We start from the raw sequence: 26,368 nt of genomic DNA on the forward strand, positions 1-26,368 counted from the left end.
GCGTTAAATATTATGAAATCAAAATATGTTAATCCCTTTACCGATTTTGGATTTAAAAAATTATTTGGTGAGGAAGCGAATAAACATTTACTAATTGATTTTCTCAATCAATTACTACCACCACAGCATCAAATCCATGATTTATTTTATAAGAAAACAGAACAATTAGGTTCTCGTGAATTGGATCGCAAGGCGATTTTTGATTTATATTGTGAAAGCCAAGAGGGTCATAAATTTATTGTTGAATTGCAAAAAGCCAAGCAAAACTTTTTTAAAGATCGGAGTGTTTTCTACGCGACTTTTCCGATCCGAGAACAAGCGGAACGTGGCGAATGGAATTATCAATTACAGCCTGTTTATTGCATTGCTTTATTGGATTTTGTATTTGAAGAAACCCATTCTGAGCGTTATTTACAACACGTTCAATTACGAAATGAAGTGTGTGAGGTATTTTATGATAAATTAACGTTTATTTTCATTGAAATGCCGCGATTTCAAAAGAAACTGGATGAATTAAACAGCCATTTTGACAAATGGTTATATTTTATTAAGCATTTAGAAAATTTTGATGATATTCCTCAGGATTTAAGAGAAAGTATTTTTGAGCAAGCCTTTGCAGTGGCAGAAATTGCTTGTTTTAATTCCCAACAACTCGAAGAATATGAAAACTCTCTTAAATACTATCGTGATTTAAAAAATGTCATTGATACCGCCGCTTCAGAAGCAGAAGAACGCGGTATTGAAATTGGAGAAAAACGCGGTATTGAAATTGGAAAAGAACAAGAAAAACACCAACGGATTCAAATCGCATTGCAACAAGGCGTTTTAACGCCATCACAAATTGCATCTTTATTTGATGTGGATGAACAATTGGTTTTGTCGTTAAAACAAGACATTTAACATTAGGCGTTAAATATTATGAAATCAAAATATGTGAATCCCTTTACCGATTTTGGATTTAAAAAATTATTTGGTGAGGAAGCGAATAAACATTTACTAATTGATTTTCTCAATCAATTACTACCACCACAGCATCAAATTCATGATTTATTTTATAAGAAAACAGAACAATTGGGTTCTCGTGAATTAGACCGCAAGGCAATTTTTGATTTATATTGTGAAAGCCAAGAGGGTCATAAATTTATTGTTGAATTGCAAAAAGCCAAGCAAAACTTTTTTAAAGATCGGAGTGTTTTCTACGCGACTTTTCCGATCCGAGAACAAGCGGAACGTGGTGAATGGAATTATCAATTACAGCCTGTTTATTGCATTGCTTTATTGGATTTTGTATTTGAAGAAACCTATTCTGAGCGTTATTTACAACAAGTTCAATTGAGAAATGAAGTGTGTGAGGTATTTTATGATAAATTAACGTTTATTTTCATTGAAATGCCGCGATTTAAAAAGAAACTGGATGAATTAAATAGCCATTTTGACAAATGGTTATATTTTATTAAGCATTTAGAAAATTTTGATGATATTCCTCAGGATTTAAGAGAAAGTATTTTTGAGCAAGCGTTTGCAGTGGCAGAAATTGCTTGTTTTAATTCCCAACAACTCGAAGAATATGAAAACTCTCTTAAATACTATCGTGATTTAAAAAATGTCATTGATACCGCCGCTTCAGAAGCAGAAGAACGCGGTATTGAAATTGGAGAAAAACGCGGTATCGAAATCGGAGAAAAGCGCGGTATTGAAATCGGAAAAGAGCAGGGGGTTGGAATCGGAGTTGAAATCGGAAAAGAACAAGAAAAACACCAACGGATTCAAATCGCATTGCAACAAGGCGTTTTAACGCCATCACAAATTGCATCTTTATTTGATGTAGATGAACAATTGGTTTTGTCGTTAATTCACGTTACGCCCCCAGAAAATTTGTGATAAATTCCCGACATGAAAGAAAATATTAAGATTAAATATACCTGTAGCCAAAATAAAAACGCCACCGAAATTCAGTGGCGCAAAGCTTATTCCTACGTCTTAAATCGAGTGCTTATGCGGGATCGCTTTTGCTTGTTGCGCGGAAATGATCCAACACCATTTCCTCTAAGCGGTGCAGCATACGGCGCATTTCCAATTCATCTTTGTGGCTTGCGTCTTGGTATTTCTGGCGAATTTCCCACAACAACAAGTAGAGTTCTTCGATTTTTTTGTCTTGACACTCTTGATACCGCTCTAACGCGAAGCGCAGTAAACTAACAATCACGTCAGTGCGGCGGCTTTCAGTGGTGGTGGCGATGTTGTCGATTTCGCTGAGAATGCTTTGCGGAGGACGCATACTGATGGGCGGATCGCAACGGGGTACGGTGCGATCATAGCGTTCAAAGCGTTTGAGTTCGGTGATATTCATAATCGGTTAGTTCCTTAAACACCTTCGGTAAAAAAGTAGATACGCCGTATCGTTGCATGGTTCTGGCGAATTAAGCAGAGTCCATACCAAAAAATGCGACTGACTGCATCAAGGCTGTACCATTCATCTGATGACACAGACCGATCATTCTAACGCATTTTTAGAAAAAATGAACAAAAACTTGCTAAATCTCATTCTTTCTTTCACTTCCAATTAAGGCGACCCTTCATGCAACACGACTTTGATGTAGACGTTTCACGTGCCGACACAGACAGCATAAAATGGCGACGTTATCCGTCTGATGTTTTGCCGTTGTGGGTAGCGGATATGGATTTTACCGCGCCACCTGGGATTATTGATGCGCTACAAAAACGGGTACAACATGGCGTTTTCGGCTACGGCGGGCGCAGTGCTGAATTGGCACAGTGTATTTGTGAACGTGTCGCCCAGCGTTATCAGTGGCCAGTGAGTCCCGATGAGATTACCGGGGTTGGTTGCTGGATTAAACTGGGTCTGTCGCGCTGTGGGGGAAGTGGGGGATGAGGTTTTAGTTCAAACGCCCGTTTATCCGCCTTTTCTCAGCGCGCCTACGCTGCAACAGCGACAGTTACAAACTGTCGATCTCTGTGTTCATGACAGCACTTCTCAACAACTCTATTATGGGCTAGATTTGACTACTTTTAAAGCTAAGTTGTCTTCTAAAACAGCTTTATTCTTACTCTGCCACCCACATAATCCGGTTGGGCGTGTTTTTTCTCGCCATGAGTTGTTGGCCTTAGCGGAATTGTGTATGGAAAATGGGACAGTGATCTGTTCTGATGAAATCCATTGCGATCTCCTGTTAGACGCAGAAACAATGCCGCATGTTCCCCTAGCCAGTTTGTCTCCAGAAATCGCCGCCTCGTGCATTACTCTCATGGCACCCAGTAAAACTTTTAATATCGCAGGGTTGGCGTGTAGTTTTGCCATTGTACAAAATCCCCGTTTGCGCAAAATATTACAGCGCGCCGCAATGGGAATTATGCCAGAAATCAATGTATTAGGCATAGAAGCCGCATTGGCAGGCTATCAACATGGCGAAAGCTGGTTACAAGATTTATTGATTTATCTGCGTGGAAATCGAGATTATCTCTTTGATTTTGTCGTAGAAAATATGCCGAAAATACGCCTGACTCGTCCTGAAGCCACTTTTTTAACCTGGTTGGATTGCCGGGCGTGGGTGGCTGATCCCTACCTATTTTGTTTAGAAAAAGCCCGTGTGGCGGGGAATGAAGGTCAATCTTTTGGCATGGGATATGAGGGGTTTCTTCGCTTGAATTTTGGCTGTTCTCGTTTGCGCTTGCAAGAGGCTCTGACTCGCTTGCAACACGCTTATCTGATGAGTGAAACAGATTAGCGTTTAAATGCACAGACGAGTAAAATTCTCAGCTATTCTAAGCGGCTAACCCATCTGCTCTGTCCACTTTTAACAGAAAACCATAAAGCAGTGTTTGATTTGTAAACATTCAGCGGAGAAAGTAAAAGATGTTTAATGATGATGTAGAACAACCACGGGTATTGGTGGTCGATGATGATGTTTTCATGCGCGGAATGCTACATAACCTGCTGGAAACACAAGGTTATCAGGTGATTCAAGCCGAAGATGGACTCAAGGCACTGTCTGTGTTTCGTCAGCAAACCCCAGATTTAGTTCTGCTGGATGCGGCGATGCCGGTCATGGATGGTTTTACGGCGTGTGCGGAATTGAAAAAAATCGAAGTCAGTTTTGATGTTCCGGTGATTATGATCACTGCTTTGGATGACGAAGAATCTGTGGATAAGGCGTTTAGTGCGGGCGCAGTAGAATACATTACTAAACCGGTGCATTGGGCAGTGTTACGACATCGGGTTAAAGTGATTTTAGACGCAAGGCAAGCCCAAGCGGCTATGCGTAAGAGTGAAGCCCGTTTTCGTGGATTATTTGAACAAGCGGCGGTGGGCATTGGTTTGGTGGATATGCAGGGGCGTTGTTTTCAAGCCAACCCCGGTTTACAACAAATTTTAGGGCGTGATATAGGGGATTTATTAGATCGTCCTTTTGATAAATTATTTTATCCCTCAGACAGCGTGGTAGAAAAAGAATTTCATCACAAATTATTAACCCAGCAAATTTCCCATTATCAAATGGAGAAATATTTTTTTCGTAAAGAAAGTGCCATTGCTTGGGGACGTTTAACCACTTCTTTGGTTAAAAACGAAGCCGATCAGCCCGTTTTCTACGTGCAGATGGTGGAAGATATTACCGAACGCAAACGCGCCCAAACCAAACAACGGTTAGCCGCAAAAGTGTTTGAAACCACCTCCGATGGAATCATGATCACCAATGCAGAGGGACGAATTATTGATGTCAATCAAGCCTTTTTGTTGATGACGGGTTACAGTTACGAAGCCGTGCTGGATCAGAATCCACGCTTTTTACAATCAGGACATCATGATCGCGCTTTTTTCGACAACTTATGGATGCAAGTGCGTAACACTGGACGGTGGCGCGGACAAATTTGGAATCGTCGTCAAAATGGGGATATTTTTTCAGTTTGGTTATCCATTAGCGCAGTACGCGGCGAACATAATCAAGTGACGCATTATGTGGCCGTTTATTCTGATATTTCTTCATTGAAAGAAAATGATGAACGAATGCGCTTATTATCCCATTACGATCCATTGACAGAATTACCCAATCGCTTATTATTTCACGAATTATTAACACGGGCTTGTCGTCAAGAAGAACGAGTGGCTTTATTGTACTTAGATATTGATGGTTTTAAACGCATTAATGACCTGTTTAATTACGACGTGGGCGATGCGTGTTTAAAGGAAGTGGCAACACGGCTGCGGCGTTGTCTTCGAGAAGGCGATCAAGTCGCCCGTTTGGACAGCGACGAATTTGCGATTGTGATGTCGCCGATTCATCAAAAATATGATACGCGGGTGATTACGGATCAAATTTTTGCCGAGTTGCAAAAACCCATTACCGTAGAACAACACACCTTTACCATCGATTGTAATATAGGTGTAAGTTTTTTCCCTTCAGACAGCATTCAAGCCGATCAACCTGATGGGGTAGAAGTGTTTATTCAACAAGCCGATATGGCGATGTTTATGGCGAAAGAAAACGGTAAAAATACCTGCTATGTATTTACCGAATTAAGCTAATTCTTTAATTTTCAATCGGTTCAATTTATTGTGGAGCGTGATAGGTGATGCTGCGTCCTACTTCAATGGCATTGATTGCCGTGATGACAACTGGTTTATATGGGCTGGAAACAAGCCCCGTGGCCGCCCAAGTGCCACCCTCTCTTCCCCAAACAGAAACACAACGTTTAGAACAACAAGTGCAATCCCTGCGCACCATGCTCTTGGATCAAGATCGCCTGATCAGCCAGTTACAGCATGAATTACAATTGTTGCGAGGAGACAATGAAGTATTAGCCTTTGACATTCAGCAGGTAAAACAACAACAACAGGTGATTTACTTAGATTTAGACACCCGTTTGCGCCAATTGTCGGGCGACAATTCGGCGGCAAACAACACCCACAGCGAAACAGTGACTGATTTGACGGGTTTGACCGAGACTGATAATACGTCATCAGCCCCTCCTCCCGTTCAAACGCCACCTGAATCGTCGGTTGTGGCTTCTCCGCCGCCTGCGCCACCTGCGACTGTGCCAACAACGCCCGCGCCCAGTGAGCCGAGCAGTGCCAATTTAAGCAACATGGGCGAAGTGGAATTGTATCAACAGGGTTTTAATTTTGTGCAAACCGAACAGTTTAATTCGGCTATTACCGTATTTAAACAATTATTAGACACTTATCCCAAAGGCAATTACGCCGATAATGCACAATATTGGATAGCCGAATCTCATTATGCGTTGCGTCAACTTGATCAGGCGTTAGTGGCTTTTACGGGCTTATTAACCCAATATCCCACCAGCACCAAACGCTCTCATGCGTTATTAAAAATTGGTTACACTTATTACGAACAACGCAATTATTTGTCGGCTCGTGCCACTTTAGAACAAGTGATCAGCGAATACCCCAACAGCAGCACGGCGCGCCTTGCTCAAGCGCGTTTGCAACAGATTCAGCAAATGGGATATTGATTTTTATCTGAATTTGCGACATGGCTTGGTTCAATTGTTATTTTTCCAAACACAAACGCAATGCCGTGTCCCATGCGGGTAATTTTAAGCCAAAAGTTGCCGTTAATTTCTCATTCGACAACACCGAATAAGCGGGGCGACGCACTGGAGTGGGATAATCGGCCGTGGTAATTGGATGAACGGTCACTTGTCTTTCGCCGTGTTGCACAATTGATTGGGCGAATCCATGCCAATTCGTTTCGCCGGCACAAGTGAGGTGATAAACACCCCGGTAATTTTTAAGCGTATTTTTCATAGACGGCGCAAGCAACTGACTCAACACCTGCGCAGTCGCCTCGGCAATACTACGGCTCCACGTGGGCGCGCCCCACTGATCGGCGACCACACGTAGTTCGTCCCGTTCCCGTGCCAAGCGTTGCATGGTCAATAAAAAATTTTTACCGCGCATCCCATACACCCAAGCGGTGCGAAAAATCAACGCGGTGGCTTCCGTGTCCATGATAGCCCGCTCACCGGCCAATTTGCTTTCACCATACGCACCCAATGGATTCACAGGGTCTGTTTCCACATAAGGTGTTTGTTTTTCACCAGAAAAAACATAATCCGTCGAATAATGAATCAAAAGAGCATTTAAACGTTGTGCTTCTTCGGCCAAAACGCCTGGTGCCGTGCCATTGATCACATGAGCGAGATCACTTTCTTCTTCGGCTTTATCCACCGCAGTATAAGCGGCGGCATTGACAATCACCTCTGGCTTGACCTGCCGAATCAAGCGATACAAAGAATCAATATCGGCTAAATCGGCATACTGTTGACCTGCACTGGGTTGACGATTGGCCACCGTTAATTCACCCAACGTACTCAAACAGCGTTGTAATTCCCACCCCACTTGTCCCGTGGTGCCTAAAAGTAAAAGTTGCGGCATGACTTTGATTCTCTTTGTAGCGAATGGATTCGATTTGTAATAAACACTTATAGAGATAGGCTAATGGCGACATGAATTTCTGTCAATCTTTATTATGGCTGCAATTCCAAAGTCCAAGCCACATAGGCTTGGGCAGTGTCTTGCATTTTAACTAATGATCCTGTGAAAATAGTCGCTAATATTTTTTTATTCACCGTAATGGCTTGATCTAATTTAGAGAAGTGATTATTACTATTTAAATTAAGAAAGAAACTGAAATAATGACTTAAAAAAACACCATGTAAATGACTGGGTAAAATCGTATTAAAATGACGATCTAACAAATCTTCAACCGCATAATCAAACAATTTTGCCCACGCCCGATTGACATAAATAAATCGCCCACTGCCATCAGTAATCGCAATGCTGGTTTTCACCCCATCTAAGGCACGAGACAATAAAGAATCGTGACTATTAAAAATCTTTTCTATTTTCTTTAAAGACGTGACATCTTCCCCAATCATCCAACCATACCAACCGAAAATAGGATAATGCCGCGAGACATTAGACCAAGAAATAATGCGATGCGTACCATCTTTACACGTCACTTCCGTTTCATAATGCACACACGTATCTTCATTAAATAATCGTCGCCGCACTTCTTCTCGATATTCCATTTTTGGATAAAGCAACATTAACGCATCTTTACGCCGAACAATATCGGCCGAAAGATAACCCGTTACTTTTTCACATTCCCGATTCCATACCACAAATTCTCCCGACGCATTATAAGCATTGAGCATAATGGGCATATTTTCGACCACCGCACGAAAACGCTCCTCATTTAACAACACTTGCTCTAAAGTATGTTGATGCTCTGTGACATCCTGTCCGACTAACCACAGCGCGAAATCGGCTAATTTAACCTCTGTAGAAACCGACCACGCAATGGTTTTCTCACTGCCATCGCGGCAAGTCATGATACATTCCCAATTTCTAAAACCATCATAACGCTCAATCATTAAGCGAGCCGTTTGAATCACTTCATCTCGATACGCGGCATCAGGAAATAATAAATCAAAAGCACTGGCATTATGCAAAACAGTAGCCGCCGAATAACCCGTGACTCTTTCACATTCTTTATTCCACAAAACCACTTGGCCTTGATCATCAAATACGCATAACATAATGGGTAAACATTCCAAAGACACGCGCAAACTTTCTGCCCGTTCTTGCAAAGCATGTTGCGCCCGCACTTGTCGTGTAATATCTTGTGCAAAACTAATCACGCCAATCACATGATTTTTTTCGTCTCGATAAGGAATGCGATCATTTTGTAAATAGCCGCGAGGATATTCGCCTATTGTGCCTAAACGGGGTTGTCCTGAATTAATAGAAATTAAGTCATCGGCACGATATTGCTCGGTATATTTTGGAAATAAATCATAGTCATAGCGTCCGATCAACATTTCTGGAGATAACGGTTGTCCTAAAGCACGGCTAATCATTGCAGAAGCCTGATAATTCGCAGATTCAATTTTGCCTTGTTTGTCTTTAAACATAATGGCAACAGGTGCTGCTTGAAAAACAGTTTTATACTTATCTAATTCATATTTTAATTGGTGTTCTTTAGAGACTTGCTCAGTCAAATCGATGGCAAATGAAATCACCCCAATAATTTTATTATCCGAATCATAATAAGGAATTTTACTCACCGACCATTGCCGTTCATAAAACTCTTCTACTCGTGACAAAATAGACTGTCCCGTATGAATCACCGATAAATCTTCTTCATAATGCAATTCACCTTGATCGGGTGATAAATCATACATCGACATTCCCATCAAACGATCAGGCGTGGTTTCCAACAATTCAGCCGCATAACGATTTGCCCGAATAATGCGATTTTGATCATCTTTATATAAAATAGCCAAAGGTGCGGCATGAAAAATGGTTTCATACTGATGATGTTCATACCGCAAAGCATCTTGTAAGGCTTGATGCTCGGAAATATCGCGCATCATTCCCACCACAAAACTGCTTTGACGATGCTCATCATCAGTAACTAATTCAAAACGCGCACGGGTATTAAATAAACGCCCCGATGGCTCTTGCATTAACAACTCACCTTCCCAAAATATATGTTCAGATAAGCAAGGCAAAATCTCTTCTAATAAACAACGATAAGCCTCTGGGGAATAATAGCTATTTTGATTTAAATGGGCTAAATCATCGGCATTATATTTAAATAATAGTTGATGTGCGGCATTGGTATAAACATATTGTCCTTCTATATACCAAATTTCGACTGCTATTTTAGAAATATCGACAATGGTTTTAAATAGTTTTAATTGCGTATTTAAATTTTCAACCGCAAGCAAATGATTTCCTGTTTTAATCACATCATTTTGCTCAAATCCCACACATAAAATATGCGCGATTTCTTCTTGCCAATTGACTTGCCATAAAACGCTTTGATAATCTCCCGAGGCACGACGCAAACGCCCATGAAAAGATTGAACGTGTTGTGTTTCTATCACCTGTTGTAATGTCTGGGCAGCAAGCGTTTGATCGGCAGGATGAAATAAACCCAACCAAGAATCAATTAATTCTAACGACGGATAACCCAATAATTGCCAACGCAAATTCACCGCTAATAATTCACCACTGGCCTCAAGCACACAAGATAATGCAGGATTATGTTGAAAAAAAATATTTGCCGACCAATCAAATGCCATAAACGTTATTTCCTAATAAATCCTATTTAATACAAACTAACACAGCATATTTAATGCCATTATTAAAAACTAAAAATCACTGTTTCACTCCATTAACCATTTAGTGTTATCGCCATGAAAACTGCATTTACCCAAGAGAACGATTTATGGCAACAATTGCAAAAAAACACCGATCCAACCGATCAACAGCGTCAACTGCTGGAATTTATACGTTTACTGTTAGAACAAAGTCAATGTAGCCCGACAGAAATATCCCAATTAGACCACGATGATTTAACGGATTTATTCTTAGAATATCAAGGCATTGGCAAAATAACGGCCGATTTTTTACGCGAAGGATTGCCGTTTTTAGACCCAAGCTATCAAGGACAAGATTTTGAACAACAATTGCATCGACTACAGCAAGAATTGCAGGATTTTTTAAATAAAAACCAACAATTACAACAAGCCATTTTGCCGTTGCAACAACTTAGTACAGAATTGCAACAACAGCAAGCCCATTACGCCGCTCAAGAGGAAGAATTGCACCATTTGCGTCGATACATCGCCCAATTGGAACAGCAGCAACAACAGGCGCAGCGCGCTCCCGAGCAGATCGCCCAGTTACGCCAACAAGCGACACAAGAATCTATGCAAGCCCTGCAAACTTTATTGCGTGATTGGCTGGAGTTAATGACGGTTATTAAGGAAAATGCACACCATTATCAAGCCCATTACCAAGCGAATCAAAATATTCATCAGGCATTGCAACAATTACCCGAATTAAATGAATTGGGAATGGATTTAACCCGTTTAGGCGAAATGAGTGCGCAATTAAATACGTTGCTAGGCGATTATGATCGGCATTTAAACGAGATAATGGCGATGGAAGAAAAGCATCGCCAATTGTTGCGGGCATTAAGAGAACCCCGCGCCAATTTGACGCGGCCAGAGGATGAGGAATGAAAAAAAATGACTCAGCATTTAGCCGCAATAATAAACGGCTATTTGTGCATTATTTTCAATAAGCGAGATTCTGTGGCTTGAAATTCCAATGTGGTTTGTTCTAATATTTTTTCATAAGATTGTAATTGCTGTTTTAATGCGTGTTGTTGCAATAACCAATCTTCGTGATGTTCATAAACCCATTGGCTTAAATGTTGGGCTTCTTCTCGCACTTGTTCTAATTGAGAAAATAAATGGCTGGCACGTTTTAATTCCTGCGCCAATGCCAGAGAAAGGCCACCGTTATCAACAGTAATTTCTTCTGCTACACAAGGCATATTTGCCGCTTGATTCAACAAGATCGGATTCATATTATCCTGATATTGCTGTGATTTTTGCTTAAATAATAAGCCTATTTTTTGCAATAAACGCATTTTTAATTCTCCACAATCAAAGCAAAGGAGTGACACCATGATTCCCATTCGCAATACCACACAACGTTATGGTCAAATTGCCATTTTTTTACATTGGAGTATTGTTTTATTATTCGCAGCGTTAATTCCTTTAGGATTAATCATGACTGCGATGGAAGATAGTCCCGAAAAATGGGAATTATATAGCCTACATAAATCATTAGGAATGCTGGTTTTTGTACTGATTATTATCCGCATTATTTGGCGGTGGGTTAATCCAACACCGTTATTACCAGAGACCCTAAACCGCTATGAAAGATGGCTTGCACACGGGGTGCATTTAGGTCTTTACGCGGTCATGATTATCATGCCCATTTCTGGCTTATTAGATTCTTATGGTGGGGGCTATAAAACCAATTTTTTTGGCTTATTTGACGTTTTTCCTAGGGTTGCTATTGCACGTAGTAAAGAATTAGAATTATTTGCGTTGGCAATACATATTTACGGAGCTTATTTATTTTACCTGTTATTTTTTCTGCACATCGCAGGTGTTATTAAACACCATTTCATTTTAAAAGACAATACATTAAGACGCATGTTACCGATTTCTTTAAAAGAAAAATCGTAAGTCATTCCGCGACCTTATTCACGTGATTTGTGTTAATTATAGTCTAAATGGGACAAAGGCAGGTAGATTTCAAGAGTGTCATACTTGATAAAAACAGTCGGATTAAATCTTGACTATTTTACTAAACTATGTCATGCTTACTCCACACAATCCCTAGCCATTCCCACACTCATTTGAGGAGCAAGCCCATGAGACTGACTACAAAAGGACGCTATGCCGTCACCGCGATGTTAGACTTGACCATTCACCACGATCAAGGATCTATCACGTTGTCTGACATTTCCAAGCGACAAGGCATTTCTTTGTCGTACTTAGAGCAGTTATTTTCCAAGTTACGTAAACAAGGTTTGGTCGAAAGCGCACGTGGACCCGGCGGCGGCTACCGTTTAAGTCGCTCTGCGGGCTTAATTACCGTGGCTGAAGTGATCAGCGCAGTGGATGAACACGTCGATGCCACCCGTTGCAAAGGGTTGAAAAATTGCCAAGAACAAGACACTTGCTTAACCCATCAATTATGGTCTGATTTAAGCCAAGAGATTCGCCATTTTTTAAGCAACATTACGCTGGCTCAAGTGGTAGAAAAACGCGCCAAAGAATTGCCTTCGCATTGTTTTAATTTTCGTCGGGATTCTATGCGCAGTATTGAGCGACGTATTGAAGCGATTTAAGTTATTTATTTTGTTTTTCTATCATTGACTAATTGCAAATGAGACGGGTTTATTTTGACAATAATGCGACGACTCCGCTTGATGAGCGAGTACTGGAAGCCATGTTGCCGTTTTTAAAAAATGGTCATGGCAATGCGTCTAGTGTGCATCAAGCGGGTCGTCGTGCGCGCCAAGCCATTGATTTAGCGAGACAACAGGTAGCGGCGTTGGTCAATGTACAACCCAGCCAAGTGATTTTTACCAGCGGCGGCACGGAAGCAAATAATACAATTTTAAAAGGATTAGCGACGCAATTTGAATCGGCTACAGTGGCCATCAGTCCGTTGGAGCATCCCTCCATTTTACAGCCTGCGACGGCTCTGGCAGCGCGCAATTGGGACGTTTACAGACTCCCAGCCGATTCCCACGGGCAAACCCAAGTACCAGAAAAGTGGCCAGATCAGACTCGTTTGGTCTCCGTGATGTTGGCGAATAATGAGACTGGTGTTTTACAAAATGTCAGTGAAATCGCGCTTTCGGCGCGACAACAAGGTATTTTAATTCACACCGATGCCACGCAAGCGGCGGGTAAAATTGTCGTTGATTTTTCCCGATTGGGTGTACATTTTATGACCTTATCGGCGCATAAATTTCATGGGCCGCAAGGTGTGGGTGCGTTAATTATCAATAAAAGTCAAGAACTAACGCCTTTATTACAAGGCGGTGGACAAGAAAAAGGAATGCGGGCAGGCACAGAAAATGTAGCCGCTATTGTGGGATTTGGCAGTGCTTGCGACTACGCCAGACAAGAATTAAGCGCACGTCAATCACATTGGCATGTTTTACGTCAAAAATTAGAAACCGCTCTAGCACAACAAGATCGTGTGCAGACTATCGGAATCAATTCGCCCCGTTTGCTCAATACCATTTTAATTACAATCAAAGGCTTACGAGGTGAAACCAGCGTGATGGAATTGGATCGCAGAGGCGTTGCTCTCTCCAGTGGTTCAGCCTGTCACAGCGAATACTCAGAACCCAGTCATGTATTGCTTGCGATGGGCATTGCCGACGAACAAGCCGATACCGCCATTCGTATCAGTTTTGGTCAACAAAACACGGTAGAAGAAGTGCAGTATTTTCTCGCTGCATTCACGGAATTATTAGATAATTTACCCCCGTTACTTATAAATAATTAACTGTTTTATTTTCGCCTTATTGCGAAGGAGTTTATCATGGACATTAGCCTTCCCATTTACATGGATTATTCAGCCACCACACCCGTTGATCCACGAGTGGCCGAAAAAATGATGCAATGTTTAACATTAAAAGGTCATTTTGGCAATCCTGCATCGCGTTCTCATTCTTTTGGTTGGTCGGCCGAGAAATTAGTGGAAGAATCCCGTGAGAAAGTCGCCGCATTAATTCATGCCGATCCCAAAGAAATTGTGTGGACATCAGGCGCAACAGAATCCAATAATTTAGCCATTAAAGGCGCAGCCCATTTTTATCAAAAACAAGGCCGCCATTTAATTACTTGTAAAACCGAACATAAAGCGGTATTAGACACTTGTCGCCAATTAGAACGTGAAGGCTTTGAAGTCACTTATTTAGACCCAGAACCCAATGGTTTATTGGATTTAAAGAAACTGGAATCAGCTATGCGTCCTGACACGATATTAGTCAGCTTAATGCACGTGAATAATGAGATTGGTGTGATTTCTGATATTGCGGCAATTGGAGAAATGACGCGGGCGAGAGGCATTTTATTTCATGTTGACGCAGCGCAAAGTGCAGGTAAAATACCTATTGATTTGGCGCAAATGAAAGTGGATTTAATGTCATTTAGCGCGCATAAAATTTACGGGCCAAAAGGCATTGGGGCTTTATATGTGCGGCGTAAACCACGGGTGCGTTTAGAAGCGCAATTGCATGGCGGCGGTCATGAACGCGGGCTGCGCTCTGGCACGCTGGCGACGCATCAAATTGTTGGTATGGGCGAGGCGTTTCATTTAGCTGCAGCGGAAATGGAAAGCGAATCAGCGCGTTTATTGCATTTGCGGAATCGTTTTTTAGAAGGCATTCGTGATATTGAAGAAATTTACTTGAATGGCGATTTAGAACATCGCGTACCGGGTAATTTGAATATTAGCTTTAATTATGTGGAAGGCGAATCGTTAATTATGGCGTTAAAAGATTTAGCGGTTTCATCAGGTTCTGCTTGCACTTCAGCGAGCTTAGAACCGTCTTATGTGTTGCGGGCATTGGGACGCGACGACGAATTAGCGCACAGTTCTATTCGTTTTAGTTTTGGTCGCTTTACCACAGAAGCAGAAATTGATTATGCCATTCCCTTAATTCGCAGTAGAATTGGTAAATTACGGGAATTGTCGCCTTTATGGGATATGTACAAAGCGGGTATTGATTTAAAGTCGGTGCAATGGGCAGCGCATTAATTTTTTAATTTGAGACACAGGAGAACCTTAAAATGGCCTACAGTGAAAAAGTGATTGACCATTATGAAAATCCCCGTAATGTGGGCAATTTTGATCAAGCCGATGACTCGGTAGGAACGGGCTTGGTGGGCGCGCCTGCGTGTGGTGACGTGATGCGTTTACAAATTAAAGTCGGACAAGATGGCATTATTGAAGACGCTAAATTTAAGACTTATGGTTGTGGTTCTGCGATTGCTTCTAGCTCGTTATTAACCGAATGGGTCAAAGGCAAAACATTGGCACAAGCCGCAGCCATTAAAAACACAGAAATTGCTGAGGAATTGGCTTTACCGCCTGTTAAAATTCACTGCTCTGTTTTGGCAGAATCAGCGATTAAAGCCGCAATTAAAGATTACGAAGAAAAACAGCGACCTAAAGTGGCTGATTCTGTGAATGAATCGGCGGTGGCATCGTTAGGTTAATATGCTGTTAGTGAAATAATGCCGCGAATATTATTATAAAAAAATATTTGCGGCGTTGGTGTTGATTCAATTATCTAAAATAAGGTGATTTAAAGATGGCATTAACAATGACCGATAAAGCCGCTAAACACGTGCAGAAAGCCATTGAGAAACGCGGTAAAGGCATAGGCTTACGTTTGGGTGTAAAAACAACGGGCTGCTCAGGAATGGCTTATGTATTGGAATTTGTGGATCAAGTGGAAGAACAAGACCAAGTTTTTGAATCGTACGGCGTTAAAATCGTGGTCGATCCCAAGAGTTTAGCTTATTTAGATGGGACAGAATTGGATTATGTGCGGCAAGGTTTAAACGAAGGCTTTGAATTCAATAATCCCAATGTTAAAAATGAATGTGGTTGTGGTGAAAGTTTTAGCGTTTAATTTTAATTATGACAAGCTATTTTGATGTTTTTAATTTGCCCGTTCAATTCGATATTGATACGGATAAATTGTCAGTGCATTATCGAGAATTGCAACGCACCATTCACCCCGATAAATACGTGAATGCCAGCGATAGAGATCGACGTTTGGCGATTGAAAAGGCCACGCAAATCAATGACGCTTTTGAGACGTTAAAAAATCCGATTTCGCGCAGTCAATATTTATTGCAATTAATGGGTTTTCCCGTAGATGAAACCGATACGAGTATGGATGCGATTTTTTTAATGCAGCAATTAGAATTGCGTGAGCAATTGGCAGAGTTAAAACACCAAGCCGCTCCCTTAATGGCGATGGCTTCTTTTCTCGCGCAAATTGAACAGGCATTAACAGATTTAACCCATCAATTATCACAACAATTTTCGCAACAAGATTGGCCAAGTGCTAAAAAAACCACCCGCCAAATGCAATTTTTTAAAAAATTACGGGAGGAAGCTCTGCGATTGGAGGAGGAGTTGTTGTTTTGAAAAAAATTTTAGAATCTGTGCAAAAACTAAGTTTATAATGATTTTTATCTCGTTCCCACATTCTGGTTTTGTAAAAGAACCTCATTTTTTCAGTATTTGACAACGAAAAATCAATAAATTACGAATGAAAAAATGGTGTTTTAGGAGTTATTTTACAGGCTTGCCGTGTGGGAACGAGGAAAACAGTTGACACTACTCTAACCCCAAGGACTCCCCATGCCCCTGTTACAAATCAGTGAACCCGGACAAAGCCCTGCGCCGCATGAACATCGACTTGCGGTGGGCATTGATTTGGGAACGACCCATTCGCTTGTCGCCACCGTGCGTAGCGGCATGGCTGAAACCTTGCCTGATGCCAACGGTCAACATCTCTTGCCTTCCGTTGTGCATTACAACGCACAACAACCGCCTCTGGTCGGGTATGCTGCTTTTGAATACGCTGTATCTGATCCACATAATACTATTGCATCAGTAAAACGTTTAATGGGACGCGGAATCGAAGATATACAACGTATTGGTAAAGAGTTTCCTTACGAATTCACTAATGATAACAATAGGTTATCACTCAATACCGCCGCGGGAGAATTAAGCCCCGTCCAAATTTCAGCCGACATATTGCGCACCCTCAAGCAACGCGCTGAAGAAACGCTCGGCGATGAACTCAGCGGAGCTGTCATTACCGTTCCTGCGTATTTCGATGATGCCCAGCGACAAGCCACTAAAGACGCTGCTCGTTTGGCTGGACTCCATGTTTTACGTTTACTCAATGAACCCACTGCTGCCGCTATCGCTTACGGTTTGGACAAACAAGCCGAAGGCATTTATGCCATTTATGACTTGGGCGGCGGTACGTTTGATATTTCTATTTTACGCCTGCAAAAAGGTGTTTTTGAAGTCATGGCAACAGGAGGCGATTCGGCGTTAGGTGGCGACGATTTTGATCAAGCCATTAGTCGTTGGATTATGGAGCAAGCCAATTTAACCCACAGCGCAGATCGACAGCAAGCCCGTCAAATTCAATCCATTGCACGCGCCGCTAAAGAAGCTCTGAGTCAGGAAAATTGCGTGTCTTTAGCCATTCCTTTAACGCAAGATAAAGAATGGCAAGGCGAACTTTCTCGTGAACAATTACATCAATTAATAGACCCTTTCATTCAAAAAACATTAGCCCCTTGTCACCGTGCTTTACGCGATGCCAAAATAACCATTGCGGATATTAAAGAAGTGGTATTGGTCGGGGGGTCTACGCGAATGCCCAGAGTAAGAGAAAAAGTCCGCGATTTCTTTCAGCGCGATCCCCATATCGATATTGATCCCGATAAAGTTGTGGCAATTGGTGCAGCCATTCAAGCGGATATTTTAGTCGGTAATAAACCTGATAATGAAATGTTATTGTTAGATGTCATTCCCTTGTCATTGGGCATTGAAACGATGGGCGGATTGGTAGAAAAAATTATTCCCCGAAACACCACCTTACCCGTCGCACGCGCTCAAGAGTTTACGACATTTAAAGACGGGCAGACCGCAATGGCGATTCATGTTTTACAAGGGGAACGGGATTTAGTGACGGCTTGTCGTTCATTAGCGCGTTTTGAATTGCGTGGAATTCCACCGATGGTGGCAGGCGCGGCGCGAATTCGTGTGACTTTTCAAGTCGATGCCGATGGATTATTAAGCGTCACCGCACAAGAACAGACCACAGGACGTTACAGTGAGATTACTGTTAAACCTTCTTATGGCTTAACCGACGGTGATATTGAAAAAATGTTGAGCGATGCGTACAACAAAGCCAATGAAGATGCCCGACTTCGTGAATTACGCGAACAGCAGGTAGAAGCCGACCGCGTGGTTAATGCGCTACGTTCAGCACTACAAACAGACCGCCGCTTACTGAAACAAAGCGAATTTGAAGCCATTGATGCGGCCTTAAACGCCTTGTTAAAAGTCGCACAAGGTCAAAACCCTCAAGCCATTCGCCAAGCCATTGAACGCTTGGATGCCGTCACGCAATCCTTCGCCGCACGTCGTATGGATAATGCCATTCGTAGCGCGATGACCGGACAGCGCGTCAGTGATTTTCTCAAGGATTCTGAACATGCCTAAAATAACCTTTTTACCCCACCAAGACATCTGCCCCAACGGCGCGGAAATTCAAGTAAAAACAGGCACTAGCATTTGCCGTGCCGCACTGGACAACGGCATTGAGTTAGAACATGCCTGCGAATTGTCTTGTGCATGTACGACATGTCATGTCATTGTGCGCGAAGGATTCGATTCCCTCACCACCGCCACTGAACAAGAAGAAGATTTGTTAGATAAAGCCTGGGGATTAGAAGCAGAATCTCGACTGGCTTGCCAAGCCTTAATCGGTAATGAAGATTTGCTCATCGAAATCCCCCGCTATACTTTAAATTACGCCAAAGAAACACACTAATTCCTCGTTTTATAACAAGGGTTGATTCACTAAATTTTCCGCATTATAACCTGCTAATTCGGATAAGGCCGCATAATCTAAAATGGTTAAAGAATGATGCGCTAATTTAATTAACCCTTCTTGCCGTAAACTGCGCAATGTGCGATTCACGTGGACTAATGTCAGACCAATGGTGTCAGCAATATCTTCTTGCGTCATCGGAAAAGGTATTGTATTTCCCAACGAAGGCACGTGCATCCGCATCCGATGAAACAGTTCTAAAAATAAAAACGCCAAGCGTTCGCGGGCGTTTTTCCGCCCAATACTCACCAAATATTCGTGTCCCAACGCCATGTCTCGCGCTGTAATCCACGCCACTTGCACCGCTAATTCTGGGTGTTTGTGAAACATTTCCAGTAAATTCTGGCGTGGAAATACACAAACCACACAGTCCGTCAAAGCCTGTGCGGAATGATTCATTGGCCCCGCCATATCGGGTTGAAAACTTAGAAAATCCCCCGGCAACGCATAGCGTAAGACTTGGCGACTGCCATTACTCAGTGTTTTGTACAGCATGACCCAGCCGCTAAACAGCGTATAAGTATTGGTGTGTTTTTCTCCTTGGTGGTAGAGGTGAGTTTTTACCGACACCACACGTTGTTCCGCTCGATATTGTTGTACAATATCCAGTTGAATGTCTGGAATCGCTTGATACATGCTCAGTTGTCGCACGGGACAGACCGAACAAGAAATAGTATTTGTTTTCTTTAAATGATTAGCCATATCCGATAAAAAAACTCAAGATTAACTTAGGTTAATGTGGCACTCTAACAGTTTAGTGTATTTTAGCAAGAATAAAACGCTCTCAATCGATCTGTTAATCCATGTTAGACTCAACGGTTGATGTTTTCTCCTTTGGTGGTCGATATTGTCAGACGAATCTAAAACTATTTTCACCGACAAGCGCGACAGCCGTTTTAATTTTCGCATCAAAAGGATATGATAATGACACAGACCGGGTTTTTATTTCAAATGCGTGTCATTTATCACTCGGACGGATTTTTTTATCCTGATTTTGGGTGCTTTGTTGTATTTCCATAAAATAGGCGCAGGCCAAAAGCAAGACGACAACACAGGGCTTAAAATGAGGTCAGTAAAAACAACGCAGTTGTACCAAAACTTTAAATCTCAAATAAAGGAGAATCGTTAAGATGTCTAACATGTTTGCTCAATTCGCATTACCCGTGATGGTGGCTGGGGCTTTAGGTGCAGCGGCTGCGCCGGTGATGGCCTTAGAAGAAGGAGATTGGTTGGTGCGCGGACGTATCATCAATATTTCTCCCGATGACGAGAGTTCTAATGCCACATCAAATGGTACGCCTGTTCCTGCCACGGATGTCAGTGTGGATAGCGCGTTTACTTTAGATTTAGATATTACCTACATGATCACGTCAAATTTTGGCGTGGAATTGTTGTTAGACATTCCCACCAAGCACAGCGTATCTTCTAAAGGTGCTACATTAAAAAGTTTAGCCCCCGGCGAAATTTTAAGCGCACGTGTGTTGCCGCCGTCCTTATTGTTACAGTACCACTTCCTGCCGCAAGGACAAATTCGTCCTTACGTTGGTTTTGGTGCGAACTATACGCTTTTCTTTGATGAAGAATCGACAGCCTCATTAAACACCGGTTTAGGCGGTGTTAAAGATTTAGAATTAGACTCTTCTGTGGGTTGGGCAGCGCAAGCCGGTGTTGACTTTGACATGGGCAACGACTGGTTCTTAAATGCCGACGTTAAATATATCGACATCAACACCACCGCTTCCTTCAAATCAGGAGCTTTGGGCAACGTAGAAGTCGATGTGGACATCAATCCTTGGGTATTGGGTTTAGGTGTCGGCAGACGCTTCTAATTCTACCGAATAAATGCTTATCTTGGCATCTTAACTTTATCATTGTTGTAAAATCCTGCGACTTTGACCCAAAGGGATAACTTCGTTACAAGCGAGGTTGTCCCTTTTCTTTGTTTTCAACGAAAAGCAGGACATAGGAATATGCCCATGGATGATGTAGAAACCCTTTTATTTCCCGAAATCAGTCCTTATGCCATTCACGACATCAGCACGACTGCGCCACATCGTTTGCGAGTGGAAGAATCGGGCAATGCGCAAGGCATTCCCATTGTGTTTTTACATGGTGGTCCGGGGTCGCATTGTAAAGCCTATCACCGTTGTTTTTTTAATCCGCTTTATTATCGCATTATTTTATTCGATCAACGCGGCAGTGGTACTGCACAACCACAAGGCGAATTAAGACACAATAACACCTCTGAATTAATTCAAGATTTAGAAAAGATTCGGGAATATTTAGGTATTTCTCAATGGGTGTTATTTGGTGGATCGTGGGGATCAACATTAGCCTTACTTTATGCCCAAGATTATCCGCATCGGGTATTGGGTTTAATTCTGCGGGGTATTTTTTTAGCGCGGCAACAAGATATAGATTGGGTGTATCGGCCGACGGCATTACTGGAATTTTTTCCGCAACAATGGCAAGATTTCACGGCGTGGCTGCCAAAAGCCGCACGCCAAGACCCGTTACCCTATTACTACCATTGTTTAACGGGTGATGATATCGCGTTGGCACAACAAGCGGCTTTACAATGGTCGGCGTGGGGGGCGTGTGTGGTGAGTTTTGGCACTTTTTTGCCGCCAAATGAATTTGAACCCGAATTGTTAATGGCGGCGAAAATAGAGAGTCATTACATGATGAATCGCTGTTTTTTGCAAGAAAATCAGATTTTGCGAAATATGGAATCTTTACAATCTATTCCCAGTATGATTATTCATGGACAACAGGATTTAATTTGTCCACTGAATGGCGCATGGCAATTGCATCAATCGTGGAAAAATAGCACGTTTCATTGCCTTCCCAATAGCGGCCATTTAGCCCATTATCCTGAAATGCAACGGGCTTTAATTACTGCCACAGAAACGATGGCACAACAATTATTTTTGTAATAACATAACCATCTGAAATAAAGGAGTGATAATGATGAGTGAATTGGCGCAAAAAGAAACTGATTATGGTAGTCCTTCCCAATTTTTAATGGCAATGCTTGGCTTTACCATGATGGGTTATTATGTTGAGGCTTTAATGGGCGTTTGGACAATGATTACGCTCACCATTTGGTTTGTTTTTACCGCTTATTTTTACATCAATTGGCGCAAATGTGGGGGGACATTAGGGGATGGGGGTTGGTTTAGTTTGGTGATTATTACGGCCAGCGTGGCGGGATTTTTTATAGAACGTTGGTTAAATGTAGAAAGTTATGTGTTATTGCTGATTTGGACATTGATGGCCAGTTTTGCTTATCTGTGGTTAAAAGAAAACACGGGGGCAGATGCTCGGATTTATTACTTATTGAGTGGTCAATTTTTAATTGTGGCGATTATTATGCCGTTATTGATGCGTTATATTAATCCAGAATTAATGGGGCTTTGTGCGGCTTCTCATGAGGCAGTGGGCGATCATCACGGTGTTGATCCGCATTTGGTGGCACTCAGCGTAATTAAGACGGCTAATACAGTGACATTTCTTTTTTCTTTAGGGATTAGTTGGGTTGCTTTTCGTTTAGCTTCAAGCCATAAAAAAATAAGTGATTAATTGAGACATTAAGGATTGTGTTTGTCACAGACACAATCCTTTTTGTTTCGTACCGAAACGGAGACATGATGAATCACATTAAAAAATTAAATGCCCTAGATGTTCCCTTAACAGGAATTAATTTAATTGAAGCCAGCGCAGGCACAGGAAAAACTTATACTATTACGAGTTTATTTCTGCGTTTAATTTTAGAAAAAAAGCTATCGATTGAAAAAATCTTAGTGGTGACATTTACCGAAGCAGCCACAGAAGAATTACGTGATAGATTAAGACAACGTTTGCAAGATGCGTTATTGGCTTTTCAACAAGGAGAAAGTGAAGATGTGGTATTGGCTGATTTATTAAAAAAAGCCGTTTCTATATCGCAATCTTTAGAACATTTAAAAATGGCCATTCGTGGTTTTGACGAAGCGGCAATTTTTACTATTCATGGTTTTTGCAAACAAATGTTGCGTGATCATGCCTTTGAAAGCGGTGTGTTATTTGATACGGAATTAGTGGCGGATCACCGTTATTTATTGCGTTTAACGGTGGAAGATTTTTGGCGACAACAGCTTTATTTTGCGCCGCCATTATTTGTTGATTGGCTATTACAAGAAAAAATAACTGAGCCGATGGATTTTTTAAAACAAATCGGTGGAGATCGTTATTTAGGGCAGCCTTTTTTAATTCTACAACCCAATCAAATAAACGAAGAAGAAAAGCCGTTATTAGCGCAACAATTTCAACAACAACTAGCCACTGTGCGCCACGTGTGGGCAAAAGAACAAGCAGAGGTGTGTGATTATTTAATTCACTGCGATGATTTAAATCGTCAAACTTATAAAAAAGAGAAAATTTTAGCATGGCAAAAAGCCATTGATTCATTTTTACTGAGTGGAAGAAATTCGCTTCACTTTCCAGAAGAGTTTGAGCGTTTTGCCAAAAATTCGGTTAAATTAAAAAAAGGAAAAACATTAAAAGCCAATCCTTTGTTCACTGAGATGCAGAAATTAATCGATATTAAAGCTGAATTAGTCGAACATTATCATAATCGTTTACTGGCTTTAAAAATTCGCCTTTTTGCCGAAGTCGAAGCCCATTTGCGGTATAAAAAACAGCAATATAACGTGCAGTTTTTTGATGATTTATTAAAAAATTTACATGCTGCACTCAACGGTGATCAAGGTGATTTTTTAGCAAAATCATTACGTAAAAAATTTCCTGCGGCTTTAATCGATGAATTCCAAGACACCGATCCCTTACAATATGAAATTTTTCGCAACATTTACCGTCAAGAAAAAGAAGAAGAAAATGCGGCTTTATTATTCATGATCGGCGATCCTAAACAAGCGATTTACAGTTTTCGTGGTGCAGATATTTTTGCCTATATTAAAGCCAGTCGCACCGCACACCAACGCTATACTTTACCGATTAATTACCGTTCTGATGCGCCATTAATTAATGCAGTTAATGCCTTATTTAGCCAAACCGCATCGCCTTTTTTATTCGATGACATTCGTTTTAATGCGGTTTCTGCACCAGAGGAAAAATCACCGGAGAGTGGCGAATTAATGATTGCAGGGCGTTATGAAGAACCGTTAATTTTCTGGTTTCTATCGCGCAGCAATAACCCAGAAAAACAATTAAATAAAGGCGACACGCAACAACGAATTTTTACCGCAGTGGGCTATGAAATAGCGCATTTATTAACCTTAGGGCAAGATGGTAAAGCCTTATTAGAAAATAGACCTATTATCGCCGCAGATATTGCCATTTTAGTGCGCACCAATCGCCAAGCGCAAGAGATGCAAAAAACCTTAATTGCACAACACATTCCCAGTGTCATTTACAGCCACGAAAGTTTATTTTCAGCTCCAGAAATGACAGATATTGAACGTATTTTACTTGCCATTGCCAATCCCGCACAAGAATCTTTAGTCAAAGCCGCTTTAACCACTGATTTATTAGGTTTTAATGGCAATGATTTATTTGATTTAACGAATAATGATCAAAAATGGCAGCAATATTTAAAACGCTTTCAAATTTATCATCAATTATGGCAAGAACGTGGGTTTATTCAAATGTACCGTTCATTATTAAATAATGAGCAAATTCCAGAGCGATTATTGGCTTATATTGATGGTGAACGTCGTTTAACCAATGTGCTGCACGCGGGAGAATTATTGCAACAAGCAGTGGTGACAGAGAAATTAGGTATGGCTGCTTTATGTCGTTGGTTAAATTATCAAAAACAAGATGCAACGACTGCACAAAATGAAGTGCATCAATTGCGTTTAGAAAGTGATGAGAAACGCATTAAAATTATTACTATTCATAAAAGTAAAGGTTTAGAATATCCTATTATTTTCTGTCCGCTATTATGGGATGGCAATTCACAGATAAAAAAAGCCCAACAATTCACTTTTCATGACGAACAATCCCGTTTAATTTTAGACATTGGTTCAGCCCAACAAGAGAATTTTAGAGCCAATGCCATTTTAGAAGAACAAGCCGAAAATTTACGCTTATTTTACGTCGCCATTACTCGCGCTAAACACCGTTGTTATTTGACTTGGGGCAATATTAAGACTGCTGAATTTTCTCCTTTAGCGCATTTATTATATTCGCAATGGAGCGCGGAAGATTTTATTAAATTAGACGATGCGACATTAGCACAACAATTACAACAATTGCGCGAAAACAGTAACAATACCATTGCCATTCGTGCCTTGCCTCAAGAGCCTGTACATTATCAAAAACCCATTGATGATACCTTAGAATTGACTGCGAGAAACTTTAAAGGAAAAATTAATAGAAATTGGCGGGTGTCTAGTTTTTCTGCATTAACGGCGCAATCAGCTCGATACAACCATCTATTATTAGATATGCCTGATTATGATCAAGAAAATGTAACAGATCATTTGGAATTAACGCCGACTTTAGCACCAGAACAAAAAACGATTTTCGATTTTCCTCGCGGACAACATGCGGGGAATTTAATGCACACTTTATTGCAATATTTAGATTTTACCGCGCCTATTGAAGAAAAATATATTCAAAAACAATTAAAAAGTGCAGGTTATGATGCCGAATATTGGACACCTGTTATTGCTGATTTATTAGGCAATATATTGCACACGCCTTTAATGCCGAATCAAACTGATTTTAAATTAGCTGCAATTGGGCGTGGGCAGCGGCTAAATGAATTAGAATTTCGTTATCCTTTACAAGCCATTAAAGCCGATAGTTTAAAAAACTATTTGCGCCCTTTAGTGAAAAATTTAGCTTCTCCTTTACCAGAGCGAATTGAAACATTACAATTTATGCCATTGCAAGGGTTTATGAAAGGCTATATTGATTTGGTATTTGAATATCAAGGAAAGTTTTATTTAGTAGATTATAAATCGAACTATTTAGGACGGCAAAAAAATGCTTATCATGTTTCTTATTTAAGCCAAGCAATGGCACAACATGATTATTTTTTACAATCCTGTTTATATAGCGTGGCATTACATCGTTATTTAACACTGAGATTACCTCATTATTCGTATCGAGAAAATTTTGGTGGTATTTATTATTTATTTTTGCGTGGAATGCGTCCTGAATGGGGAGCAGATTATGGCGTTTTTTATCATTATCCTGATGAAAATGCACTGGAACAATTATCGATTTATTTAGCAGGACAATAAAAAAACCTGATCGCATTTAAT

25 protein-coding genes are annotated in these 26,368 nt (G+C 41.2%); 20 read left to right on the forward strand and 5 right to left on the reverse strand.

Annotated elements, in window-relative coordinates:
- Positions 1-12 precede the first annotated feature (12 nt).
- Positions 13-900, forward strand: coding sequence for an Rpn family recombination-promoting nuclease/putative transposase (locus tag TPSD3_RS11780; protein WP_086488734.1), 888 nt, complete (start codon positions 13-15; stop codon positions 898-900).
- An 18-nt stretch (positions 901-918) separates the two neighbouring features.
- Positions 919-1,881 carry an Rpn family recombination-promoting nuclease/putative transposase gene (locus tag TPSD3_RS11785; protein ID WP_086488735.1) on the forward strand — a complete coding sequence of 321 codons (963 nt, stop codon included), beginning with the start codon at positions 919-921 and terminating at the stop codon, positions 1,879-1,881.
- A gap of 112 nt (positions 1,882-1,993) precedes the next feature.
- On the opposite strand, the gene TPSD3_RS11790 is transcribed toward TPSD3_RS11785, so the two are convergent.
- A complete protein-coding gene (locus TPSD3_RS11790) occupies positions 1,994-2,350 on the reverse strand; it encodes a hypothetical protein (RefSeq protein WP_086488736.1) in 357 nt (118 codons plus the stop codon).
- Between the two features lie 228 nt (positions 2,351-2,578).
- On the opposite strand from TPSD3_RS11790, the gene TPSD3_RS17790 reads away from it, so the two are divergent.
- From TPSD3_RS17790 to ybgF, 4 genes are all read left to right on the forward strand, one after another.
- Positions 2,579-2,893, forward strand: a complete 315-nt coding sequence (locus tag TPSD3_RS17790) for a beta C-S lyase family protein (RefSeq protein ID WP_217884445.1) — start codon at positions 2,579-2,581, stop codon at positions 2,891-2,893.
- Complete coding sequence (locus TPSD3_RS11795) at positions 2,841-3,746, forward strand: MalY/PatB family protein (protein ID WP_217884446.1); 906 nt, start codon at positions 2,841-2,843, stop codon at positions 3,744-3,746. Before TPSD3_RS17790 ends, TPSD3_RS11795 begins: the two co-directional genes overlap by 53 nt.
- A 128-nt stretch (positions 3,747-3,874) precedes the next feature.
- Positions 3,875-5,542, forward strand: a complete 1,668-nt coding sequence (locus tag TPSD3_RS11800; RefSeq protein WP_086488737.1) for a PAS domain S-box protein — start codon at positions 3,875-3,877, stop codon at positions 5,540-5,542.
- 47 nt (positions 5,543-5,589) lie between these two features.
- Positions 5,590-6,489 carry a tol-pal system protein YbgF gene (gene ybgF, locus TPSD3_RS11805; protein ID WP_086488738.1) on the forward strand — a complete coding sequence of 300 codons (900 nt, stop codon included), beginning with the start codon at positions 5,590-5,592 and terminating at the stop codon, positions 6,487-6,489.
- A 37-nt stretch (positions 6,490-6,526) separates the two neighbouring features.
- Here the strand turns inward: ybgF and rfbD are convergent, their stop codons facing one another.
- The gene (gene rfbD, locus TPSD3_RS11810) at positions 6,527-7,414 is read right to left on the reverse strand and encodes a dTDP-4-dehydrorhamnose reductase (RefSeq protein ID WP_086488739.1); all 888 of its coding nucleotides are present in this window, start codon (positions 7,412-7,414) and stop codon (positions 6,527-6,529) included.
- 92 nt (positions 7,415-7,506) lie between these two features.
- Positions 7,507-10,131, reverse strand: coding sequence for a PAS domain S-box protein (locus TPSD3_RS11815; protein WP_086488740.1), 2,625 nt, complete (start codon positions 10,129-10,131; stop codon positions 7,507-7,509).
- Between the two features lie 114 nt (positions 10,132-10,245).
- On the opposite strand from TPSD3_RS11815, the gene TPSD3_RS11820 reads away from it, so the two are divergent.
- Positions 10,246-11,076 (forward strand): hypothetical protein, encoded by an 831-nt coding sequence (locus TPSD3_RS11820; RefSeq protein WP_086488741.1) that lies wholly within the window; start codon positions 10,246-10,248, stop codon positions 11,074-11,076.
- A 38-nt stretch (positions 11,077-11,114) separates the two neighbouring features.
- On the opposite strand, the gene TPSD3_RS11825 is transcribed toward TPSD3_RS11820, so the two are convergent.
- Positions 11,115-11,489, reverse strand: coding sequence for a hypothetical protein (locus tag TPSD3_RS11825; RefSeq protein WP_086488742.1), 375 nt, complete (start codon positions 11,487-11,489; stop codon positions 11,115-11,117).
- A 37-nt stretch (positions 11,490-11,526) separates the two neighbouring features.
- Here TPSD3_RS11825 and TPSD3_RS11830 point away from each other — a divergent pair, with 37 nt between their 5' ends.
- The 9 genes from TPSD3_RS11830 to fdx all read left to right on the forward strand — a co-directional run bounded on the left by TPSD3_RS11830 (position 11,527) and on the right by fdx (position 19,034).
- Positions 11,527-12,096: a cytochrome b gene (locus TPSD3_RS11830; protein ID WP_086488743.1), complete on the forward strand. Its 570-nt coding sequence runs from the start codon at positions 11,527-11,529 to the stop codon at positions 12,094-12,096.
- Between the two features lie 188 nt (positions 12,097-12,284).
- On the forward strand, positions 12,285-12,764 hold the full coding sequence (iscR, locus tag TPSD3_RS11835; RefSeq protein WP_086488744.1) for a Fe-S cluster assembly transcriptional regulator IscR: 480 nt from the start codon (positions 12,285-12,287) through the stop codon (positions 12,762-12,764).
- 38 nt (positions 12,765-12,802) lie between these two features.
- On the forward strand, positions 12,803-13,939 hold the full coding sequence (locus TPSD3_RS11840; RefSeq protein WP_086488745.1) for a cysteine desulfurase family protein: 1,137 nt from the start codon (positions 12,803-12,805) through the stop codon (positions 13,937-13,939).
- Positions 13,940-13,975: 36 nt separating this feature from the next.
- Entirely contained in the window at positions 13,976-15,196 is a 1,221-nt protein-coding gene (locus TPSD3_RS11845) for an IscS subfamily cysteine desulfurase (protein WP_280938419.1), read from the forward strand.
- A gap of 32 nt (positions 15,197-15,228) precedes the next feature.
- Positions 15,229-15,657: a Fe-S cluster assembly scaffold IscU gene (iscU, locus tag TPSD3_RS11850; protein WP_086488746.1), complete on the forward strand. Its 429-nt coding sequence runs from the start codon at positions 15,229-15,231 to the stop codon at positions 15,655-15,657.
- 95 nt (positions 15,658-15,752) lie between these two features.
- A complete protein-coding gene (gene iscA / locus TPSD3_RS11855; protein WP_086488747.1) occupies positions 15,753-16,076 on the forward strand; it encodes an iron-sulfur cluster assembly protein IscA in 324 nt (107 codons plus the stop codon).
- An 8-nt stretch (positions 16,077-16,084) separates the two neighbouring features.
- A complete protein-coding gene (gene hscB, locus TPSD3_RS11860) occupies positions 16,085-16,600 on the forward strand; it encodes a Fe-S protein assembly co-chaperone HscB (RefSeq protein ID WP_086488748.1) in 516 nt (171 codons plus the stop codon).
- Positions 16,601-16,816: 216 nt separating this feature from the next.
- Positions 16,817-18,703 carry a Fe-S protein assembly chaperone HscA gene (gene hscA / locus TPSD3_RS11865; RefSeq protein WP_086488749.1) on the forward strand — a complete coding sequence of 629 codons (1,887 nt, stop codon included), beginning with the start codon at positions 16,817-16,819 and terminating at the stop codon, positions 18,701-18,703.
- Positions 18,696-19,034 carry an ISC system 2Fe-2S type ferredoxin gene (gene fdx / locus TPSD3_RS11870; protein WP_086488750.1) on the forward strand — a complete coding sequence of 113 codons (339 nt, stop codon included), beginning with the start codon at positions 18,696-18,698 and terminating at the stop codon, positions 19,032-19,034. The genes hscA and fdx overlap by 8 nt, the downstream gene beginning before the upstream one ends.
- 9 nt (positions 19,035-19,043) lie before the next feature.
- Here fdx and TPSD3_RS11875 read toward each other — a convergent pair whose 3' ends face one another.
- On the reverse strand, positions 19,044-19,796 hold the full coding sequence (locus tag TPSD3_RS11875) for a Crp/Fnr family transcriptional regulator (protein ID WP_086488751.1): 753 nt from the start codon (positions 19,794-19,796) through the stop codon (positions 19,044-19,046).
- Between the two features lie 428 nt (positions 19,797-20,224).
- On the opposite strand from TPSD3_RS11875, the gene TPSD3_RS11880 reads away from it, so the two are divergent.
- The 4 genes from TPSD3_RS11880 to recB all read left to right on the forward strand — a co-directional run bounded on the left by TPSD3_RS11880 (position 20,225) and on the right by recB (position 26,347).
- Positions 20,225-20,923, forward strand: a complete 699-nt coding sequence (locus TPSD3_RS11880) for an OmpW/AlkL family protein (RefSeq protein ID WP_245391588.1) — start codon at positions 20,225-20,227, stop codon at positions 20,921-20,923.
- 147 nt (positions 20,924-21,070) lie between these two features.
- A complete protein-coding gene (pip, locus tag TPSD3_RS11885; RefSeq protein ID WP_176329857.1) occupies positions 21,071-22,030 on the forward strand; it encodes a prolyl aminopeptidase in 960 nt (319 codons plus the stop codon).
- Between the two features lie 31 nt (positions 22,031-22,061).
- Positions 22,062-22,676, forward strand: coding sequence for a hypothetical protein (locus TPSD3_RS11890; protein ID WP_140048547.1), 615 nt, complete (start codon positions 22,062-22,064; stop codon positions 22,674-22,676).
- Between the two features lie 65 nt (positions 22,677-22,741).
- Positions 22,742-26,347, forward strand: coding sequence for an exodeoxyribonuclease V subunit beta (recB, locus tag TPSD3_RS11895; protein WP_086488754.1), 3,606 nt, complete (start codon positions 22,742-22,744; stop codon positions 26,345-26,347).
- Positions 26,348-26,368: the final 21 nt, after the last annotated feature.

It is taken from the genome of Thioflexithrix psekupsensis (assembly GCF_002149925.1).
Classification (GTDB): Bacteria; Pseudomonadota; Gammaproteobacteria; order Beggiatoales; family Beggiatoaceae; genus Thioflexithrix; species Thioflexithrix psekupsensis.

What these genes read in the sequence shown, in the direction of transcription:
- TPSD3_RS11780 (WP_086488734.1), top strand. Translation starts at nt 13, where the DNA reads ATGAAATCAAAATATGTTAATCCCTTTACCGATTTTGGATTTAAAAAA.
- iscR (WP_086488744.1), top strand. Translation starts at nt 12,285, where the DNA reads ATGAGACTGACTACAAAAGGACGCTATGCCGTCACCGCGATGTTAGAC.
- ybgF (WP_086488738.1), top strand. Translation starts at nt 5,590, where the DNA reads ATGCTGCGTCCTACTTCAATGGCATTGATTGCCGTGATGACAACTGGT.
- hscA (WP_086488749.1), top strand. Translation starts at nt 16,817, where the DNA reads ATGCCCCTGTTACAAATCAGTGAACCCGGACAAAGCCCTGCGCCGCAT.
- TPSD3_RS11785 (WP_086488735.1), top strand. Translation starts at nt 919, where the DNA reads ATGAAATCAAAATATGTGAATCCCTTTACCGATTTTGGATTTAAAAAA.
- iscU (WP_086488746.1), top strand. Translation starts at nt 15,229, where the DNA reads ATGGCCTACAGTGAAAAAGTGATTGACCATTATGAAAATCCCCGTAAT.
- TPSD3_RS11820 (WP_086488741.1), top strand. Translation starts at nt 10,246, where the DNA reads ATGAAAACTGCATTTACCCAAGAGAACGATTTATGGCAACAATTGCAA.
- pip (WP_176329857.1), top strand. Translation starts at nt 21,071, where the DNA reads ATGGATGATGTAGAAACCCTTTTATTTCCCGAAATCAGTCCTTATGCC.
- TPSD3_RS11825 (WP_086488742.1), bottom strand. Translation starts at nt 11,489, where the DNA reads ATGCGTTTATTGCAAAAAATAGGCTTATTATTTAAGCAAAAATCACAG.
- TPSD3_RS11880 (WP_245391588.1), top strand. Translation starts at nt 20,225, where the DNA reads ATGTCTAACATGTTTGCTCAATTCGCATTACCCGTGATGGTGGCTGGG.
- TPSD3_RS11840 (WP_086488745.1), top strand. Translation starts at nt 12,803, where the DNA reads ATGAGACGGGTTTATTTTGACAATAATGCGACGACTCCGCTTGATGAG.
- iscA (WP_086488747.1), top strand. Translation starts at nt 15,753, where the DNA reads ATGGCATTAACAATGACCGATAAAGCCGCTAAACACGTGCAGAAAGCC.
- recB (WP_086488754.1), top strand. Translation starts at nt 22,742, where the DNA reads ATGATGAATCACATTAAAAAATTAAATGCCCTAGATGTTCCCTTAACA.
- hscB (WP_086488748.1), top strand. Translation starts at nt 16,085, where the DNA reads ATGACAAGCTATTTTGATGTTTTTAATTTGCCCGTTCAATTCGATATT.
- TPSD3_RS11790 (WP_086488736.1), bottom strand. Translation starts at nt 2,350, where the DNA reads ATGAATATCACCGAACTCAAACGCTTTGAACGCTATGATCGCACCGTA.
- TPSD3_RS11875 (WP_086488751.1), bottom strand. Translation starts at nt 19,796, where the DNA reads ATGGCTAATCATTTAAAGAAAACAAATACTATTTCTTGTTCGGTCTGT.
- fdx (WP_086488750.1), top strand. Translation starts at nt 18,696, where the DNA reads ATGCCTAAAATAACCTTTTTACCCCACCAAGACATCTGCCCCAACGGC.
- TPSD3_RS11890 (WP_140048547.1), top strand. Translation starts at nt 22,062, where the DNA reads ATGATGAGTGAATTGGCGCAAAAAGAAACTGATTATGGTAGTCCTTCC.
- TPSD3_RS11800 (WP_086488737.1), top strand. Translation starts at nt 3,875, where the DNA reads ATGTTTAATGATGATGTAGAACAACCACGGGTATTGGTGGTCGATGAT.
- TPSD3_RS11830 (WP_086488743.1), top strand. Translation starts at nt 11,527, where the DNA reads ATGATTCCCATTCGCAATACCACACAACGTTATGGTCAAATTGCCATT.
- TPSD3_RS11815 (WP_086488740.1), bottom strand. Translation starts at nt 10,131, where the DNA reads ATGGCATTTGATTGGTCGGCAAATATTTTTTTTCAACATAATCCTGCA.
- TPSD3_RS11845 (WP_280938419.1), top strand. Translation starts at nt 13,976, where the DNA reads ATGGACATTAGCCTTCCCATTTACATGGATTATTCAGCCACCACACCC.
- rfbD (WP_086488739.1), bottom strand. Translation starts at nt 7,414, where the DNA reads ATGCCGCAACTTTTACTTTTAGGCACCACGGGACAAGTGGGGTGGGAA.
- TPSD3_RS17790 (WP_217884445.1), top strand. Translation starts at nt 2,579, where the DNA reads ATGCAACACGACTTTGATGTAGACGTTTCACGTGCCGACACAGACAGC.